Source organism: Serratia sp. TSA_105.2, assembly GCF_052692115.1.
The window spans coordinates 482,410-498,833 of record NZ_JBQZFT010000004.1 but is presented as its reverse complement, the minus strand read 5'-3'; the positions used below and the strand labels follow the sequence as shown (position 1 = coordinate 498,833).

Below are 16,424 nucleotides of genomic sequence, written 5' to 3'. Positions count from 1 at the left end.
AGGTGGCGTATATTACGCTTTTCACCCGGAGAGTCAAGCGTTTATTTCGCTTTCCTCTCGCTGACCCGGCGGCTTGTCAGTCGTTGTTCCCGGTCAGTGGAGGCGCATTATAGGGAGTTCTCGGCGGGCCGCAACCCCTAATTGCAAAAAACTTTTCAAGAGCTCAAATAATCACCATAAATGCCTTTTTAGGATGTTTATTAGTCAAAAAATACCGCTTTTAGCGCAGTAATGGCGGCAAACCCTGTAAATAGGGACAAACGAAGATAAAGAAAAGGGAGCGGTCACCCGCTCCCTTTCATCTTTATGACGCTCGATTGCCGTTATTGGCGTGCAACGATATGGTCGTTTTCCACATCCAGCGTGACCAGTTTGCCGGGGATCAGCTTACCGGACAGGATTTGCTGCGCCAGCGGGTTCTCGATCTCCTGTTGAATAGCGCGTTTCAACGGACGCGCACCATATACAGGGTCGTAACCGGTTTTGCTCAACAGCGCCAGTGCCGGCTCGGTCATGGTCACTTCGTAACCGCGCTCTTCCAAACGCTTGTAAAGACGCGACAACTGAATCTTGGCGATCGCAGCAATGTGTTTCTCGCCCAGCGGATGGAACACCACCACTTCGTCGATACGGTTGATGAACTCCGGACGGAAGTGGTGACTCACCATCTCCATCACCGACTCTTTCATCTGTGCATAGTTCATCTGACCGAAATGCTCTTGGATCAGATCGGAGCCCAGGTTGGACGTCATGATCACCACGGTATTGCGGAAATCGACGGTACGGCCTTGGCCATCGGTCAGTCGGCCGTCATCCAACACCTGCAACAGAATATTGAATACGTCCGGGTGCGCTTTCTCGACTTCATCCAGCAGAATCACCGAATAAGGCCGGCGGCGCACGGCTTCCGTCAGGTAGCCACCCTCTTCATAACCGACATAACCCGGAGGCGCACCGACCAGACGCGAAACGGAGTGTTTCTCCATAAACTCGGACATATCGATACGTACCATGGCGTCGTCGCTGTCGAACAGGAACGAAGCCAGTGCCTTGCAGAGCTCGGTTTTCCCCACCCCGGTCGGGCCGAGGAACAGGAACGAACCGATCGGCCGGTTAGGATCGGACAGCCCCGCACGGCTGCGGCGGATAGCATTAGAGACCGCGCTGACCGCTTCGTCCTGGCCAATAACTCGCGAATGCAGCTCTTGCTCCAGACGCAGCAGCTTGTCGCGCTCGCCTTCCAGCATTCTGGCCACCGGGATCCCGGTAGCACGCGCCAGCACTTCAGCAATCTCCGCATCGGTCACCCGGTTGCGCAGCAGCTTCATGCTCTTGCCTTCGGCCTGCGTGGCGGCGGCGAGCTGTTTCTCCAGCTCAGGGATCTTGCCGTACTGCAGTTCCGACATCCGCCCCAGATCGCCGACGCGGCGCGCCTGCTCCAGGGTGATTTTGGCCTGCTCGAGTTCAGCCTTGATGTTCTGGGTGCCGGAGAGCGACGCTTTTTCCGCTTTCCACTCTTCTTCCAGCTCAGAATATTCGCGCTCTTTCTGCCCCAGCTCATCGCTGAGCATGTCCAGGCGTTTCTTGCTGGCGTCGTCAGACTCTTTATTCAGCGCCTGCTGTTCCAGCTTCAACTGAATGATGCGGCGTTCAAGCCTGTCGAGAGACTCCGGCTTGGAGTCCATCTGCATGCGAATGCTGGACGCCGCTTCGTCGATCAAGTCGATAGCCTTGTCCGGCAATTGACGATCGGCGATATATCGGTGCGAAAGCGTTGCCGCCGCCACGATGGCCGGGTCGGTGATCTGCACGTGGTGGTGCAGTTCGTAACGCTCCTTCAGGCCGCGCAGGATAGCGATGGTGTCTTCCACGCTCGGCTCCGCCACATACACTTTCTGGAAACGACGTTCGAGGGCCGCATCCTTCTCTATATATTGGCGGTACTCATCCAGCGTGGTGGCACCGACGCAGTGCAGTTCGCCGCGCGCCAGCGCCGGCTTGAGCATGTTGCCCGCATCCATCGCGCCATCCGCCTTGCCGGCGCCGACCATGGTGTGCAGTTCGTCGATAAACAGGATAACGCTGCCTTCCTGCTTGGCCAGATCGTTGAGCACGCCTTTCAGCCGTTCTTCAAACTCGCCGCGGTATTTGGCGCCGGCGATCAAGGCGCCCATATCGAGAGACAGTACGCGCTTGTGCTTCAGCCCTTCCGGCACTTCGCCGTTGATGATGCGTTGCGCCAGGCCTTCGACGATGGCGGTTTTACCCACGCCAGGTTCGCCGATCAGCACCGGGTTGTTTTTGGTACGGCGTTGCAGCACCTGAATGGTGCGACGGATCTCTTCGTCACGGCCGATCACCGGGTCAAGTTTGCCTTGCTCAGCGCGTTCAGTCAGATCGATCGTGTATTTCTTCAATGCTTGCCGCTGGTCTTCGGCGCCTTGATCTTCCACGCTGTCACCGCCTCTCATTTGTTCAATGGCTTTGCTGATTTTGTCGGCCGTTGCGCCGGCCGCTTTTAACAAGTCGGTCAACGAGCCGCGGTCTTCCAGCACCGCAAGCACAAACAGCTCGGAAGAAATGAATTTATCCGCACGCTTCTGTGCCAGCTTGTCGCACAAATTCAAAACGCGCACCAGCTCGTGAGACGGTTGAACGTCACCACCGGTGCCTTCTACCTGCGGTAAACGGGACAGCGCCTGTTCGATCTCGGTGCGTACGCGCCCGGCATCGATACCTGCGGAAGTTAAAAGTGGACGAACCGTGCCCCCTTCCTGATTGAGCAGGGCGCTCATCAGATGTAGCGGTTCAATAAACTGGTTGTCGTGCCCAAGGGCTAGTGACTGGGCATCGGCGAGGGCAAGCTGGAATTTGTTGGTAAGACGATCCAGACGCATAACACCTCCAAGATGGGTCGAAATTGCTACTGGAGATTAAATGAGGTCATCCCTCAAATTTTCAAGGTTATCTCGACGCTAAATTTTCGGTACAACGCCATACGTCGTTGGATCGTCCTAATTCAATAGGTTATATCAGCCAGATTAAACTTGCCAGACGTCCGGTTATTCCATCACGTCGATAGGAGAAAAAATGGCTCGTTTCGTTAACCGTGCAGCGGTCGCCGCCATAGATGGCCTGAACGCCTGCACGCAACAAGCGTTGGCGAGCCAGCAAGTAGATATTAGCCAAAAACTTATCGCCGTGCGGCGTAAATGCCAACGCGGCTTCAGCATCTTCCGCCATGAAAGCGGCGCGCACCTCCGACCCAACCTCAAACTGCTGCGGACCGATCGCCGGCCCCAGCCAGGCGCTGATCTGGCCCGGCGCGGCGCTGAACGCCGCCACGGTTTGTTCCAGCACGCCGTGGCAAAGCCCACGCCAACCGGCGTGAGCGGCGGCCACTTCGTCGCCGTGCTGCGAACAGAACAGCACCGGCAGGCAATCCGCCGTCATCACTGCACACACCTGCCCCGGCACGTTGCTGTACACCGCATCCGCCCGCAGATCGGCGGGCGCTGGTCCCGTCAACGGCACCACGCGGGTGCCGTGTACCTGCTCGAGCCATACCGGCATCTGTGGCAAGCCAGCGGTGGTAACCAACCTTTCCCGATTGCACTTCACCGCTTGTTCCTCGTCACCGACGTGGGTGCCGAGGTTCAGCGAGTCATAAGGCGGCAGGCTGACGCCGCCGCCGCGCGTGGTGCTGCAAGCTTTAACGCCGGGAGGCAACGGCCAGTCGGGCAGAATGAGCGGGTTCATTACCAGTCCATCTGATCTTTGAATTCTTCGGTGTCTGCCTTCAGCGCGTTGATCAGATCGACCATGTCCTGCGGCAGCGGCGCATGCCACTCCATCTGGATGCCGCTGATCGGGTGGTACAAACGCAGCATGGTGGCGTGCAGCGCCTGACGGTCAAAGCCGCGCAGCGTGTTGATGAAGGCTTCCGAAGCGCCTTTCGGCGGACGTGGACGGCCACCGTACAGCGGATCGCCCACCAGCGGATGGCTGATGTAAGCCATGTGTACGCGGATCTGGTGAGTACGGCCGGTTTCCAGACGCAGGCGCAGGCGGGTGTGCGCGCGGAAGTGCTCCATGATGCGGTAGTGCGTCACCGCCGGTTTACCCATCGGATGCACAGCCATGTGGGTACGCTTGGTGGAGTGGCGCGAGATAGGCTCTTCTACCGTGCCGCCGGCGGTCATGGTACCGATCGCCACCGCTTCGTATTCACGGGTGATTTCACGCGCCTGCAGGGCTTCCACCAGCCGGGTTTGCGCCGGCACGGTTTTCGCCACCACCATCAGGCCGGTGGTATCTTTATCCAGACGGTGCACGATGCCGGCGCGCGGCACGTCGGCGATTTCCGGGTAGTAATGCAGCAGCGCATTGAGCACGGTGCCGTCTGGGTTACCGGCGCCAGGGTGCACCACCAAATCGCGCGGCTTGTTGATCACCAGGATGTCGCTGTCTTCATAGACGATATCCAACGCGATATCCTGCGGCTCCCAACGCGCCTCTTCTTCAATCTGTGCATCGATGGCGACGGTCTCTCCGCCCAGCACCTTCTCTTTCGGTTTATTTGACGTTTTGCCATTGACCTTCACCCGATCGCCCAGGATCCACTCTTTTATGCGAGATCGTGAATAATCAGGGAACAATTCGGCCAAAGCCTGATCTAAACGTTGTCCGAGTTGAGATTCGGCCACCGTTGCGGTGAGTTGTACTTGTTGTGCCATATGCAGCTTCTTCGTTAACGTTGGGTTTTCACGGCGATGCCGTTTAATATAATGTGCTATTGTACCTGGTCTTTGTCGGGAGCTTAACGGACAGTCTCCCGGAATAACACCCTGAGGATAATCAAAACGTCATGACGCGTATGAAATATCTGGTGGCGGCAGCCACGTTGAGCCTGGCGCTGGCAGGTTGCTCCACATCCAAGGATGCGGTTCCCGACAACCCACCTTCGGAAATCTATGCTACCGCGCAGCAAAAGCTGCAGGACGGTAACTTCAAGGGCGCGATTACGCAACTCGAAGCGTTAGATAACCGCTATCCTTTCGGGCCGTATTCCCAGCAGGTCCAGCTGGATTTGATTTACGCCTACTATAAGGCCGCCGACTTGCCGATGGCTCAGGCATCCATCGATCGCTTCATGCGCCTGAACCCGACGCACCCGAACATCGATTACGTGATGTACATGCGCGGCCTGACCGACATGGCGCTCGATGACAGCGCGCTGCAGGGCTTCTTCGGGGTCGACCGTTCAGATCGCGATCCTCAGCACGCTCGCGCTGCGTTCCGCGACTTCAGCCAGCTGATTCAGCAATACCCGAACAGCCAATACGCGACCGACGCCAACAAGCGTTTGGTGTATCTGAAAGACCGCTTGGCCAAGTATGAGCTTTCGGTGGCGGAATACTACACTAAACGCGGTGCTTACGTCGCGGTCGTTAATCGCGCCGAGCAGATGTTGCGTGAATTCCCGGATACCAAGGCGACGCACGATGTGTTGCCGCTGATGGAAAACGCCTACAAGCAGCTGCAGCTGAACGGCCAGGCTGACAAAGTGGCCAAAGTGATCGCCGCCAACCCGCAATAACCGCGCGTCGGCATCGGCAGAAAAACCAAACGGCAGCCTCGGCTGCCGTTTTCATTGGCGTCGACCGGGTTTTCACTGGGAAATACACAAGTAAAAACACGGTGTTAGCTAGCGCTCCTCACCGGTCAACTCATCGATAATGCGCCATCCGGCGGCAACTCTCAAGCATTAGATAACCAATTCAAATGCTGAATCACAGATTGAACTAACTTTGCAAAAAGTGACAAAAAATCGTGATTTACATCACGCATTTAAACAAAAAGCGGGGTATGCTGGATTCACCAAGACGGAAAGACAGAGAGGTAAGTTATATGACATTGAACATTACCAGCAAACAAATGGATATCACTCCCGCAATCCGCAATCACGTCGAAGACCGTCTCACCAAACTGGAAAAATGGCAGACCCAGCTGATAAACCCGCACATCGTCTTATCCAAAGAACCACAGGGGTTTGTCGCCGACGCTACCATTACCACGCCTAACGGCCCGCTGGTCGCCAGCGCCAAACATGATGACATGTATACCGCCGTTAATGAGCTGATCGCCAAGCTGGAGCGCCAGCTGAACAAGGTGCAGCACAAAGGTGAAGCGCGCCGCTGCAATGCCAGCGTGAAAGACATCGTGCCGGAAGTCACACCGGAAGAAGAATAACTGTCCGAGTCCGACTGCGGTTGCCGCATCAAACGCGCCCGAGGGCGCGTTTTTTGTCGGGTATTTTTGTTGACGGGGTAAAAGCCAGCGGTTACTTTAAAACCTGTTCGCATCAACCTTAGGTAGACCATGCTACGTACACCGTTTTTCTTCGCATTCTTTTTTACCTTCCCCTGACTGGGAGGCGTTTCGTCGTGTGAGAAAGAATGCGAAGACGAACAACAAGGCCTCCTGGAAACAGGGGGCTTTTTTTATGGCTGTTTTATAACGAATAAGAACTGAAGGCGGAAGCTGATTATGACTGACAACCCGTTATTGGTGCTGCGCGAGCGCATTAGCGCACTGGACTTGAAACTGTTGGCCCTGCTGGCGGAACGCCGTGAGCTGGCGATCGAAGTCGGCAAGACCAAGCTGCACTCTCACCGCCCGATCCGCGACAAAGAGCGCGAGCGCGATCTGCTGGATGCGCTGATCGCCGCCGCCAAGCCTTACGACCTGGACGGTTTCTACGTCACTCGCCTGTTCCAACTGATCATTGAAGACTCCGTTCTGACCCAACAAGCGCTGCTGCAGCACCAGCTCAATCCCGTCAGCCAGCACTCCGCCCGCATCGCCTTCCTCGGCCCGAAAGGCTCTTACTCGCATCTGGCGGCGCGCCAATACGCTGCCCGCCACTTCGATCAGTTGATCGAATGTGGCTGCCAGAAGTTTCAGGATATCTTCGCCCAGGTGGAAACCGGCCAGGCGGACTACGCGATTCTACCGATCGAGAATACCAGCTCCGGCTCGATTAACGAGGTGTACGATCTGTTGCAGCACACCAGTCTGTCGATCGTCGGTGAACTGACCAACCCGATCAACCACTGCGTTCTGGTGGCCGGCGACAGCGATCTGAGCCAGATTGAAACCGTCTACAGCCATCCGCAGCCGTTCCAGCAGTGCAGCCAGTTCCTTAACCGTTTCCCGCACTGGAAAATCGAATACACCGAAAGCACCGCCGGCGCGATGGAGAAAGTCGCCAAGCTGAATTCGCCGAAAGTAGCCGCGCTGGGCAGCGAAGCCGGTGGCGCACTGTACGGTCTGCAGGTGCTGGAGCATAACCTCGCCAACCAGCAGCAGAACATCACCCGCTTTATCGTCCTGGCGCGCAAAGCGATCGAGGTTTCTGAGCAGGTACCGTCCAAAACCACGCTGATCATGGCGACCGGTCAGCAATCCGGCGCCTTGGTCGAAGCGCTGCTGGTTCTGCGCGACAACGGCATCATCATGACCAAGCTGGAGTCACGCCCGATCAACGGCAATCCGTGGGAAGAGATGTTTTATATCGATGTGCAGGCCAATCTGCGTGCCGACGCGATGCAAAAAGCGCTGCGCGATCTGGCACCAATCACCCGCTCGCTGAAGGTACTGGGCTGTTACCCGAGCGACACCGTGGTGCCGGTCAACCCATCCTGAAACCATAAAAAAAGGGTTCGGCCAAGCCGAACCCCTTACCTTTACGTTTACCACCCGCGTTTACTGCCGGCTGTCGTTAGCCTGCCGCAACAGCGTGCGGCTCTCCACCAGGAAGCGCTGGGCGTAATCGCCGAACCAGTGCTCCACCTTGCGGAAACTGTCGATAAACGCCTGTTTGTCGCCATGCTCCAACAACTTTATCGCCTCGCCGAAGCGCTGGTAGTAACGCTTAATCAGCGCCACATTTTCCTCCGACGACATGATGATGTCGGCGTACAGCTGCGGATCCTGCGCAAACAGGCGGCCAACCATCGCCAGCTCCAGCCGGTAGATCGGCGAGGAGAGCGCCAGCAGTTGCTCCAGTTGCACGTTCTCTTCCGCCAGGTGCAACCCGTAGGCGAAGGTGGCGAAGTGCCGCAGCGCCTGAATAAACGCCATGTTTTGATCGTGTTCGACCGCGCTGATGCGATGCAGCCGCGCGCCCCACACCTGCAGTTGTTCAAGCAACCACTGGTAAGCCTCCGGCCGGCGGCCATCGCAGTAGACCACTACCTGCTTCGCCACGCTGCCCACGTCCGGGCCGAACATCGGGTGCAGCCCCACCACCGGGCCGTTGTGCACCGCCAGCATCGCATGCAGCGGACGGTTCTTCACCGACGCCAAATCCACCAGAATACAGTCGTCGGGCAACGTTGGCAGGCGGCTTATCACCTGCTCTGTCACATGGATCGGCACGCTGACGATCACCATGCCGGCGTCGGCCAACAGCTGTTCCGCCTGTGGCCAATCTTCCTGATCCAATACCCTGACCTGATAACCCGACAGCGTCAGCAGACGGTTGAACAGCCGGCCCATCTGGCCGTTGCCGCCGATGATGACGATCGGCCGCAGCTGCGGGCACAGGGTTTTAAAGCCTTTATCGTTCTCGCTGACGTATGATTCGCGCATCACGCGGCGCAAGACGTCCTCGATCAAATCCGGCGGCACCCCGAGGTTTTCCGCCTCCTGACGGCGCGAGGCCAGCATCGCCGCCTCGCGCTCCGGCACATAAACCGGTAAACCGTGGCGGCTTTTCACCTCCCCCACTTCCGCTACCAGATGCAGGCGTTTTGCCAGCAGATCCAGCAACGCTTTGTCCACCTCGTCGATTTGATCGCGCAGCGCGGTCAGTTCTGCCACCATAACTTACTTTTCTCCCGTGCGTGCCGTCAGCGCAGCGCCGAGTTCCTGATGCATATGACGCAGCAGCGTTTCCGTGCTCTCCCAGTCGATGCAGGCGTCGGTGACGGACACACCGTAACGCATGTCTGCACGCGGCTGTTCGGAAGACTGATTGCCCTCATGCAGATGGCTCTCCAGCATAATGCCGGTGATCGAACGGTTGCCCGCTTTGATCTGCTCCACCACGGACCCGGCCACCGCCGGCTGACGGCGATAGTCTTTATTCGAGTTGCCATGGCTGCAATCTATCATCAAGGACGGATGGAGTCCCGCCTCGAGCATCTGTTTTTCACAGGCCGCAACGTGCTCGGCGCTGTAGTTCGGGGTTTTGCCGCCGCGCAGGATCACGTGCCCGTCCGGGTTGCCCTGCGTCTGCAGCAGGCAAACCTGGCCCGCCTGGTTGATGCCGACGAAGCGGTGCGGCATAGCGGCGGCGCGCATGGCGTTGATGGCGGTGCCTAGACTGCCGTCGGTGCCGTTTTTGAACCCGACCGGCATCGACAGGCCGGAAGCCATTTCGCGGTGGGTCTGCGATTCGGTGGTGCGCGCGCCGATCGCCGACCAGCTGAACAAGTCCCCCAGGTACTGCGGGCTGTTCGGATCCAACGCTTCGGTAGCCAACGGCAAGCCCATGCCCACCAGATCCAGCAACAGGCGACGCGCGATATGCAAGCCTGCTTCAACGTCAAACGAACCGTCCATGTACGGATCGTTGATCAAACCTTTCCAGCCGACAGTGGTTCTGGGTTTTTCAAAATAGACGCGCATAACGATATACAGCTGATCGCTCAAGTCAGCCGCCAGGGTTTTCAAACGACGGGCGTAGTCCAGCGCCGCATCCGGATCGTGGATCGAACAAGGCCCGCACACCACCAACAGGCGATGATCGCGCCCCTGCAAAATGTTGGCGATGGTGTTGCGCGCGGTGGCGATTTCATTTTCGTCGTCGGCGCTAAGCGGGAACTGGTTCTTCAGCTCCTCCGGCGTGATGAGAACCTGTTCTGCACTGATATGTACGTTATTGAGCGCGTCTTTTTGCATGATGCTATTCCTGTCGTTTGGCGTTATGCGTTGAAATGGAACATTGAGCGTTTCAGGGCTCTACCTTATCACGCGATGTAAAGATTTCAATCCAATTTCCGTAAATAAAAAATTACCGTGCTTTTTCTTATAAAAAAACATGTATAAAAACATCAATAAAATACAATTAAATTCATTTAAATCAATAATATAATAAAATTACAGGATCATCAAAACGCGCCTAGGCACCCTGCGAACCAAAACACCCAATCGTAAACATATTTGTACAATTAGTTTTACAGGGAAGATACACCGCCCGTCTCGGCGCCCACGAACGGACAGTAGCGGATACCGTCAGGCTCAGCACGAAATGCCGCCGAAAGCGATGAATTTAAGTAGAAGAAAAGCGAATAAATGAGGAATAAAAATTAAAAACTTAAGCTAATGGCGGCTATTTTTGTCGCCGAAGTGAACCGATATAATGTGACCGTCATCAACAATAACCACCCTTAACAACTGGATCCAAGATGCTCTCTTCTCGCGCTCGTCGCGCTTTTCCGCTGTATATTTGTTGCTTAACGACTTTCACCAGTGTTTCAGCCCTTGCCGACAATACGCTTTTCACCGCGATGGACGATCCGGCCACCGCCAAGAAACCGTTCGAAGGCAACGTGCAGGCGGGCTACAACGCCCAGTCCGGCAACTCGCAAAGCTCCACCCTGTTGGCCAACACCAATATGACCTGGTTCAATACCGACGCGGCATATAGCCTGTGGGGGGCGGCCAACAACACCACCTCCTCCAACGTGCGCTCGTCCGAAAAGTACCAGGCCGGTGGCCGTACGCGCTATAACCTGACCGATCGCAACTACCTGTTCGGCCAGGCCAGCTGGCTGAGCGACCGTTTCAACGGTTATGACTCGCGCTCCACGCTGACCGGCGGTTACGGCCGCCAACTCCTCAACGGGCCGCTCAGCGATCTGCGGGTAGAATTCGGTCCCGGCGTGCGCCATGACGAATACCACGGCGGCGGCCGCTCGACCAAAGGGCTGGCCTACGGTGCGGCCAACTATTCCTATCAGCTGACCGACAACACCAAGTTCATTCAGGGCGTTTCTGCGCTGGCGAACGAGGAAACCACGCTGAACTCGGAAAGCGCGTTGAACGTGGCGATCAACGATCGCTTCTCACTGCGCGTGGCCTACACCGTGACCTACAACAGCAAACCGCCGGCCTCAGCGCCTAAGAATACCGATACCACCACCTCAGTCACGCTGGTCTACGGCCTGTAACTTCCCCCGCCCAGAATTTCTCGAAGCCCATCATCGATGGGCTTTTTTCTGCCCGCCGCCCTCTTTTGCACAATCTGCTAAAAATATTCATCCCGCCCATTGACGACTTTAGCAAATAGCTTAATACTGTATGCATATACAGCAATTATTATACAGCCTCGGGCCATGATGGATTTCGATAGAGAGCGACCAGTAACGCATCGATGACCACCACAGCTCCCGAGATGCTGTAAACAAAGCGAGCATAAGCTATGGAGAAAATTACCTCATTCATCACCTACGCCATGGCGCTGTTTCTCGCCTGGCTCGGCAGGCTCTCTCCGCAGGACATTGCCTTTTTAGTCGGTGCGGCGGTAGGCATCGGCACGTTTCTGGTGAACTGGTACTACCGTCGTAAAAGCCTGCAGATCTTGAAGGCTATTGAGCGCAATGCGGCATCACGGAGGAAACTTTACGATGAGTGCAATCGTTAAGCGCTGCAGCGTCGCCGCCGTTTTGGCCATTGCCGTGCTGTTACCGTCATTTGGCGAGCTGCAAACCTCAGAAGCCGGCCTCAGGCTGATCGCCGATCTCGAAGGTTGCCGCCTGTCGCCTTACCAGTGCAGCGCCGGAGTGTGGACACAGGGCATTGGGCACACCGCCGGCGTCATCCCGGGCCAGGCCATCGATGAACGGCAAGCCGCTGTGGATTTGGTAGACGATGTTCGCCGCACCGAGCGTGGCATGGCCGCCTGCCTGCCGCAAACGCTCCCACAAGAAACCTATGACGCGGTGATCGCCTTCGCCTTCAACGTGGGCATCAGCGCCGCCTGCCACTCCACGCTGGTCACGCTGCTGCAGCAGCGCCAGTGGCAGCAGGCTTGCGATCAGTTGCCACGCTGGGTTTACGTAAACGGAAAGAAAAACAAGGGGCTGGAACAGCGACGCGCCACGGAACGCGCACTGTGCTTGCAAGGCATTGCCTCATCATGACGGGCTCGCTCGCCTAAGTGGTGATGCCACAACAATTTCACTTAATTTGTTCAAGGGGGGTTCTTATGATGCACTGTCCACTCTGCGGTCACGTGGCCCACACTCGCTCCAGTCGCTATCTGAGCGAGTCGACCAAAGAGCGTTACCATCAATGCCGCAACATCAACTGCAGCTGCACGTTCGCCACGCACGAATCCGTTGCACGGGTGATCGTCAAGCCCGGCGATGACATTGTCCCGGCGCAACCGCACCCGCCGGAGAATCAGCTTAAACAAAGCGCCGCCGCGCTGTAATGCAAAAAGCCTGCTGATGCAGGCTTTTTAATGTCGCTACAACGCGGTCAAATCTCGCAAATACAACGCAGCCGGATTTTCAGATAAAAAAAGGGGTTGGCAAAAGCCAACCCCTGATAACTATTAACTTTTGGATGCAGCGTTAGTTAACGCGGTTCAGACGCTCTTTGATACGAGCAGACTTACCAGTACGTTCACGCAGGTAGTACAGTTTAGCTTTACGAACGGCACCACGACGTTTAACAGTAATGCTGTCGATTACTGGGGAGTGAGTCTGGAATACGCGCTCAACACCTTCGCCGTTGGAAATCTTACGAACAGTGAATGCAGAGTGCAGACCGCGGTTACGGATAGCGATAACCACGCCCTCGAATGCCTGCAGACGTTTTTTGCTACCTTCAACGACCCATACCTTCACTTCCACGGAATCACCCGGACGGAATGCAGGTACGTCTTGTTTCATCTGCTCTTGTTCAAGTTGCTTAATAATGTTGCTCATAATATGTCTCTTACCCTAGGTAAACTGATATATCGGTCCCGTCTGATGTCAGACGTTTCCTTCATAGTCCTGTTGCCTGGCCTGATGTTCCCGTTGGAACTCAGCCAGCAACACCGCTTGCTCGTCAGTCAGAGCTAGGCTTTCTAGAAGTTCAGGTCTTCTAAGCCAGGTTCGGCCCAGCGACTGCTTTAAGCGCCAGCGACGTATCTCGGCATGGTTGCCCGACAGCAGAACCGGCGGTACTTCCATCCCTTCCAACACCTCTGGGCGGGTATAGTGCGGGCAGTCCAGCAATCCGTCGGCAAAGGAGTCTTCCTCCGCTGAGGCCTGATGGCCCAGCACACCCGGTATGAAACGGGCGACTGAATCAATCAGGGTCATCGCCGGCAGTTCCCCGCCGCTGAGAACGTAATCGCCGATTGACCATTCTTCGTCAATTTCGGTTTGGATTACGCGCTCGTCTATCCCTTCGTAACGTCCGCACACCAGAATCATCTTCTGATTGGCCGCCAGTTCGCACACGCCGGTTTGATCCAGCTTGCGCCCCTGAGGTGACAGATAAATCACCTTTGCTCCCTCGCCTGCCGCTGCTTTCGCCGCATGAATGGCTTCCCGTAAAGGTTGCACCATCATCAGCATTCCCGGGCCGCCGCCATAAGGGCGATCGTCCACGGTACGATGCCGGTCGTAGGTGAAGTCGCGAGGACTCCAACACTGCACGCTCAGCAGGCCATTTTTTACTGCCCGGCCAGTCACCCCGTAATCGGTGATAGCGCGGAACATCTCAGGAAACAGGCTTACAATACCGATGAACACAAGCCAATCCCCTTACCGTTATTCCACTTGCTTCGACCGTTTGATCCGGGGGTCAAAAACCAGGATCCCAATCTGCCTCAATCACGCGGGCAGTGAGATCGACTTTCTTGATAACCTGCCCATGAAGAAACGGAATCAACCGCTCCTTCATGCCGAACGCATCTTTCAGGTTCGCTTTCACAACCATCACATCGTTCGAGCCGGTTTCCATCATATCGATGACTTTACCCAGCTCGTAGCCGGCGGTGGTGACTACCTGGCAGCCCATCAGGTCTTTCCAGTAGTAATCGTCACCCTCCAGCGGAGGAAGTTGCTCAGAATCCACCATAATCTCGCGATTAGTCAGCAGATTCGCCGCGTCCCGATCGTCAATGCCTTTGACCTTGATGATCAGATCCTGACTGTGGCGCTTCCAGTCTTCCAACTCGATATGCTGCCACTGACCCGCCTGCTGGATAAACCACGGCTGATAGTCAAAAATGCTTTCGGCGTTCTCGGTGGATGAAAACACTCTGAGCCAACCACGAATGCCGTAAGCGGACCCCATTTTACCGAGTACAATCGGCTGCTTAGGCGCTACCGGTTTGAGTTGCTTGCTCATTGCCACCACCGCGACAGATTAAGCTGCTTTCTTAGCGTCTTTGATCAGCGCGTGAACGCGATCAGAAACGGTTGCACCCAGACCAACCCAGTGCTCGATGCGGTCCAGGTCCAGACGCAGTGCTTCAGCCTGACCGGAAGCGATCGGGTTGAAGAAGCCTACGCGCTCGATGAAACGACCATCACGAGCGTTGCGGCTGTCGGTCACTACTACTTGATAGAACGGACGCTTTTTAGCGCCGCCACGTGCCAAACGAATTGTTACCATAACATCCTCTTTAGTTAATAAAACAGCCGGGCCCCATTGAGGGACGGGGCCCGGTTGCAATATAAAAAGCCCGAAAATTTTACTCATTTTGGCGCAAAAAGCAATCTAAAGCGTCGATCGCAGAGGACAACTTTTGCAGCCTGTCAAATTTCGGGCGGTTTTCACCGCGAACGGCGAATGCTGAAAGCGCCCGCACTCGGCGTGCGGAGGCCCATCAGCGGCCAGGGAAGCCCGGCGGCATCATACCTTTCATGCCGCGCATCATCTTCGCCATACCGCCTTTCTTCATCTTCTTCATCATACGCTGCATTTCGTCGAACTGCTTCAGCAAGCGGTTGACGTCCTGCACCTGCATGCCGGCCCCCATCGCGATGCGGCGCTTGCGCGAGCCCTTGATGATTTCCGGTTTGGCGCGCTCTTTCAGCGTCATCGAGTTGATGATCGCCTCCATGCGCACCAGCACTTTATCGTCCATCTGCGACTTGACGTTGTCCGGCAGCTGGCCGGCGCCCGGCAGCTTGCTCAGCATGTTGGCCATGCCGCCCATGTTGCGCATTTGCTTGAGCTGCTCCAGGAAGTCGGTCAGATCGAAACCGTCGCCCTTCTTCAGCTTGTTGGCCAGTTTTTCCGCCTGCTCGCGGTCGACCTTGCTTTCGATATCTTCGATCAGCGACAGCACGTCGCCCATGCCCAGGATGCGCGATGCCACGCGATCCGGGTGGAACGGCTCCAGCGCTTCGGTCTTCTCGCCCACGCCGAGGAACTTGATCGGCTTGCCGGTGATATGACGGATGGACAGCGCGGCACCGCCGCGCGCATCGCCGTCGACCTTGGTCAGCACCACGCCGGTCAGCGGCAGCGCTTCGTTAAACGCCTTGGCGGTATTGGCGGCGTCCTGGCCGGTCATGGCGTCGACCACGAACAGGGTTTCCACCGGCTTGATCGCCGCGTGCACCTGTTTGATCTCGTCCATCATCGCTTCGTCAACGTGCAGACGGCCGGCGGTATCGACGATCAGGACGTCGTAGAACTTCAGCTTGGCCTGTTGCAGCGCGCGATTGACGATGTCGATCGGTTTTTCTTTGACGTCAGACGGGAAGAAATCGATGCCGACACCTTCCGCCAGCGTTTCCAGCTGTTTGATCGCCGCCGGGCGATAAACGTCCGCGGAAACCACCAACACTTTCTTCTTCTGCTTTTCCTTCAGGAATTTGCCGAGCTTACCGACGCTGGTGGTTTTACCGGCGCCCTGCAGGCCCGCCATCAGCACCACCGCCGGCGGCTGGGCCGCCAGGTTCAGCTCGGTGTTGACTTCGCCCATCGCGGCGATCAGCTCGCCTTTGACGATCTTGACGAACTCCTGCCCCGGCGTCAGGCTCTTGTTGACTTCATGGCCAACCGCGCTCTCTTTGACGCGGTTGATGAAGTCGCGCACCACCGGCAGCGCGACGTCCGCTTCCAGCAATGCCATACGCACTTCACGCAGGGTTTCCTTGATATTCTCTTCGGTCAGCCGCCCGCGGCCGCTGATATTGCGCAACGTGCGCGACAATCGATCGGTTAAATTTTCAAACATCGTCTCATGCTCAACGTGTAATGACAGGCCGCTCCGGCGACACAATTGCGCCGATGATAACACGAAGCGCGGCGGATCTCTGCCTCAGCGTTGGAGATAGGTTGGAGTGAAACGCGCGCAACGTTATACTGACACTCCAATTAACCACGCCGAAGCAAAA

The 16,424-nt window shown here is 56.6% G+C and carries 18 protein-coding genes and 1 other annotated feature; of the genes, 8 read left to right on the top strand and 10 right to left on the bottom strand.

What is annotated here, in order from left to right:
- Positions 1-323: 323 nt before the first annotated feature.
- The 3 genes from clpB to rluD all read right to left on the bottom strand — a co-directional run bounded on the left by clpB (position 324) and on the right by rluD (position 4,736).
- Positions 324-2,897, bottom strand: a complete 2,574-nt coding sequence (gene clpB / locus ACUTSC_RS16520; RefSeq protein WP_025301647.1) for an ATP-dependent chaperone ClpB — start codon at positions 2,895-2,897, stop codon at positions 324-326.
- Positions 2,898-3,027: 130 nt separating this feature from the next.
- Positions 3,028-3,759 carry a purine nucleoside phosphorylase YfiH gene (yfiH, locus tag ACUTSC_RS16515; RefSeq protein ID WP_197766937.1) on the bottom strand — a complete coding sequence of 244 codons (732 nt, stop codon included), beginning with the start codon at positions 3,757-3,759 and terminating at the stop codon, positions 3,028-3,030.
- Complete coding sequence (rluD, locus tag ACUTSC_RS16510; protein ID WP_197766938.1) at positions 3,759-4,736, bottom strand: 23S rRNA pseudouridine(1911/1915/1917) synthase RluD; 978 nt, start codon at positions 4,734-4,736, stop codon at positions 3,759-3,761. The genes yfiH and rluD overlap by 1 nt, the downstream gene beginning before the upstream one ends.
- A gap of 131 nt (positions 4,737-4,867) precedes the next feature.
- Between rluD and bamD the strand changes: the two genes are divergently transcribed.
- From bamD to pheA, 4 genes are all read left to right on the top strand, one after another.
- A complete protein-coding gene (gene bamD / locus ACUTSC_RS16505; protein WP_004932456.1) occupies positions 4,868-5,599 on the top strand; it encodes an outer membrane protein assembly factor BamD in 732 nt (243 codons plus the stop codon).
- A gap of 311 nt (positions 5,600-5,910) precedes the next feature.
- Positions 5,911-6,252 (top strand): ribosome-associated translation inhibitor RaiA, encoded by a 342-nt coding sequence (gene raiA / locus ACUTSC_RS16500; protein WP_060422373.1) that lies wholly within the window; start codon positions 5,911-5,913, stop codon positions 6,250-6,252.
- Between the two features lie 128 nt (positions 6,253-6,380).
- Positions 6,381-6,507: a sequence feature (Phe leader region), on the top strand.
- Positions 6,382-6,429, top strand: coding sequence for a pheA operon leader peptide PheL (gene pheL, locus ACUTSC_RS16495; RefSeq protein WP_197767152.1), 48 nt, complete (start codon positions 6,382-6,384; stop codon positions 6,427-6,429). It overlaps the preceding feature by 48 nt.
- 42 nt (positions 6,508-6,549) lie before the next feature.
- Positions 6,550-7,707, top strand: coding sequence for a bifunctional chorismate mutase/prephenate dehydratase (gene pheA / locus ACUTSC_RS16490; RefSeq protein WP_197766939.1), 1,158 nt, complete (start codon positions 6,550-6,552; stop codon positions 7,705-7,707).
- A gap of 60 nt (positions 7,708-7,767) precedes the next feature.
- Here pheA and tyrA read toward each other — a convergent pair whose 3' ends face one another.
- Positions 7,768-8,889: a bifunctional chorismate mutase/prephenate dehydrogenase gene (gene tyrA, locus ACUTSC_RS16485; RefSeq protein WP_049273621.1), complete on the bottom strand. Its 1,122-nt coding sequence runs from the start codon at positions 8,887-8,889 to the stop codon at positions 7,768-7,770.
- A 3-nt stretch (positions 8,890-8,892) separates the two neighbouring features.
- Complete coding sequence (locus ACUTSC_RS16480; protein WP_197766940.1) at positions 8,893-9,969, bottom strand: 3-deoxy-7-phosphoheptulonate synthase; 1,077 nt, start codon at positions 9,967-9,969, stop codon at positions 8,893-8,895.
- 506 nt (positions 9,970-10,475) lie between these two features.
- Here ACUTSC_RS16480 and ACUTSC_RS16475 point away from each other — a divergent pair.
- The 4 genes from ACUTSC_RS16475 (at position 10,476) to ACUTSC_RS16460 (ending at position 12,505) form a co-directional block, all read left to right on the top strand.
- The gene (locus ACUTSC_RS16475; RefSeq protein ID WP_047728881.1) at positions 10,476-11,240 is read left to right on the top strand and encodes a DUF481 domain-containing protein; all 765 of its coding nucleotides are present in this window, start codon (positions 10,476-10,478) and stop codon (positions 11,238-11,240) included.
- Positions 11,241-11,491: 251 nt separating this feature from the next.
- Positions 11,492-11,713, top strand: coding sequence for an HP1 family phage holin (locus ACUTSC_RS16470; protein WP_197766941.1), 222 nt, complete (start codon positions 11,492-11,494; stop codon positions 11,711-11,713).
- Positions 11,697-12,212: a lysozyme gene (locus ACUTSC_RS16465; RefSeq protein ID WP_038871806.1), complete on the top strand. Its 516-nt coding sequence runs from the start codon at positions 11,697-11,699 to the stop codon at positions 12,210-12,212. The genes ACUTSC_RS16470 and ACUTSC_RS16465 overlap by 17 nt, the downstream gene beginning before the upstream one ends.
- A gap of 65 nt (positions 12,213-12,277) precedes the next feature.
- Positions 12,278-12,505, top strand: coding sequence for an ogr/Delta-like zinc finger family protein (locus tag ACUTSC_RS16460; RefSeq protein WP_197766943.1), 228 nt, complete (start codon positions 12,278-12,280; stop codon positions 12,503-12,505).
- 142 nt (positions 12,506-12,647) lie between these two features.
- Here ACUTSC_RS16460 and rplS read toward each other — a convergent pair whose 3' ends face one another.
- The 5 genes from rplS to ffh all read right to left on the bottom strand — a co-directional run bounded on the left by rplS (position 12,648) and on the right by ffh (position 16,264).
- Entirely contained in the window at positions 12,648-13,004 is a 357-nt protein-coding gene (gene rplS / locus ACUTSC_RS16455; RefSeq protein ID WP_019455136.1) for a 50S ribosomal protein L19, read from the bottom strand.
- 48 nt (positions 13,005-13,052) lie between these two features.
- Positions 13,053-13,820, bottom strand: coding sequence for a tRNA (guanosine(37)-N1)-methyltransferase TrmD (trmD, locus tag ACUTSC_RS16450; RefSeq protein ID WP_004932485.1), 768 nt, complete (start codon positions 13,818-13,820; stop codon positions 13,053-13,055).
- Positions 13,821-13,872: 52 nt separating this feature from the next.
- Positions 13,873-14,421: a ribosome maturation factor RimM gene (gene rimM, locus ACUTSC_RS16445; protein ID WP_019455135.1), complete on the bottom strand. Its 549-nt coding sequence runs from the start codon at positions 14,419-14,421 to the stop codon at positions 13,873-13,875.
- Between the two features lie 18 nt (positions 14,422-14,439).
- On the bottom strand, positions 14,440-14,688 hold the full coding sequence (rpsP, locus tag ACUTSC_RS16440) for a 30S ribosomal protein S16 (protein WP_004932501.1): 249 nt from the start codon (positions 14,686-14,688) through the stop codon (positions 14,440-14,442).
- Positions 14,689-14,902: 214 nt separating this feature from the next.
- A complete protein-coding gene (ffh, locus tag ACUTSC_RS16435) occupies positions 14,903-16,264 on the bottom strand; it encodes a signal recognition particle protein (protein ID WP_141970871.1) in 1,362 nt (453 codons plus the stop codon).
- Positions 16,265-16,424 lie beyond the last annotated feature (160 nt).

Excerpts from the sequence above, each read along its gene's own strand:
- clpB (WP_025301647.1), bottom strand. The coding sequence starts at position 2,897 with ATGCGTCTGGATCGTCTTACCAACAAATTCCAGCTTGCCCTCGCCGAT.
- yfiH (WP_197766937.1), bottom strand. The coding sequence starts at position 3,759 with ATGAACCCGCTCATTCTGCCCGACTGGCCGTTGCCTCCCGGCGTTAAA.
- rluD (WP_197766938.1), bottom strand. The coding sequence starts at position 4,736 with ATGGCACAACAAGTACAACTCACCGCAACGGTGGCCGAATCTCAACTC.
- bamD (WP_004932456.1), top strand. The coding sequence starts at position 4,868 with ATGACGCGTATGAAATATCTGGTGGCGGCAGCCACGTTGAGCCTGGCG.
- raiA (WP_060422373.1), top strand. The coding sequence starts at position 5,911 with ATGACATTGAACATTACCAGCAAACAAATGGATATCACTCCCGCAATC.
- pheA (WP_197766939.1), top strand. The coding sequence starts at position 6,550 with ATGACTGACAACCCGTTATTGGTGCTGCGCGAGCGCATTAGCGCACTG.
- tyrA (WP_049273621.1), bottom strand. The coding sequence starts at position 8,889 with ATGGTGGCAGAACTGACCGCGCTGCGCGATCAAATCGACGAGGTGGAC.
- ACUTSC_RS16480 (WP_197766940.1), bottom strand. The coding sequence starts at position 9,969 with ATGCAAAAAGACGCGCTCAATAACGTACATATCAGTGCAGAACAGGTT.
- ACUTSC_RS16475 (WP_047728881.1), top strand. The coding sequence starts at position 10,476 with ATGCTCTCTTCTCGCGCTCGTCGCGCTTTTCCGCTGTATATTTGTTGC.
- ACUTSC_RS16470 (WP_197766941.1), top strand. The coding sequence starts at position 11,492 with ATGGAGAAAATTACCTCATTCATCACCTACGCCATGGCGCTGTTTCTC.
- ACUTSC_RS16465 (WP_038871806.1), top strand. The coding sequence starts at position 11,697 with ATGAGTGCAATCGTTAAGCGCTGCAGCGTCGCCGCCGTTTTGGCCATT.
- ACUTSC_RS16460 (WP_197766943.1), top strand. The coding sequence starts at position 12,278 with ATGATGCACTGTCCACTCTGCGGTCACGTGGCCCACACTCGCTCCAGT.
- rplS (WP_019455136.1), bottom strand. The coding sequence starts at position 13,004 with ATGAGCAACATTATTAAGCAACTTGAACAAGAGCAGATGAAACAAGAC.
- rimM (WP_019455135.1), bottom strand. The coding sequence starts at position 14,421 with ATGAGCAAGCAACTCAAACCGGTAGCGCCTAAGCAGCCGATTGTACTC.
- rpsP (WP_004932501.1), bottom strand. The coding sequence starts at position 14,688 with ATGGTAACAATTCGTTTGGCACGTGGCGGCGCTAAAAAGCGTCCGTTC.
- ffh (WP_141970871.1), bottom strand. The coding sequence starts at position 16,264 with ATGTTTGAAAATTTAACCGATCGATTGTCGCGCACGTTGCGCAATATC.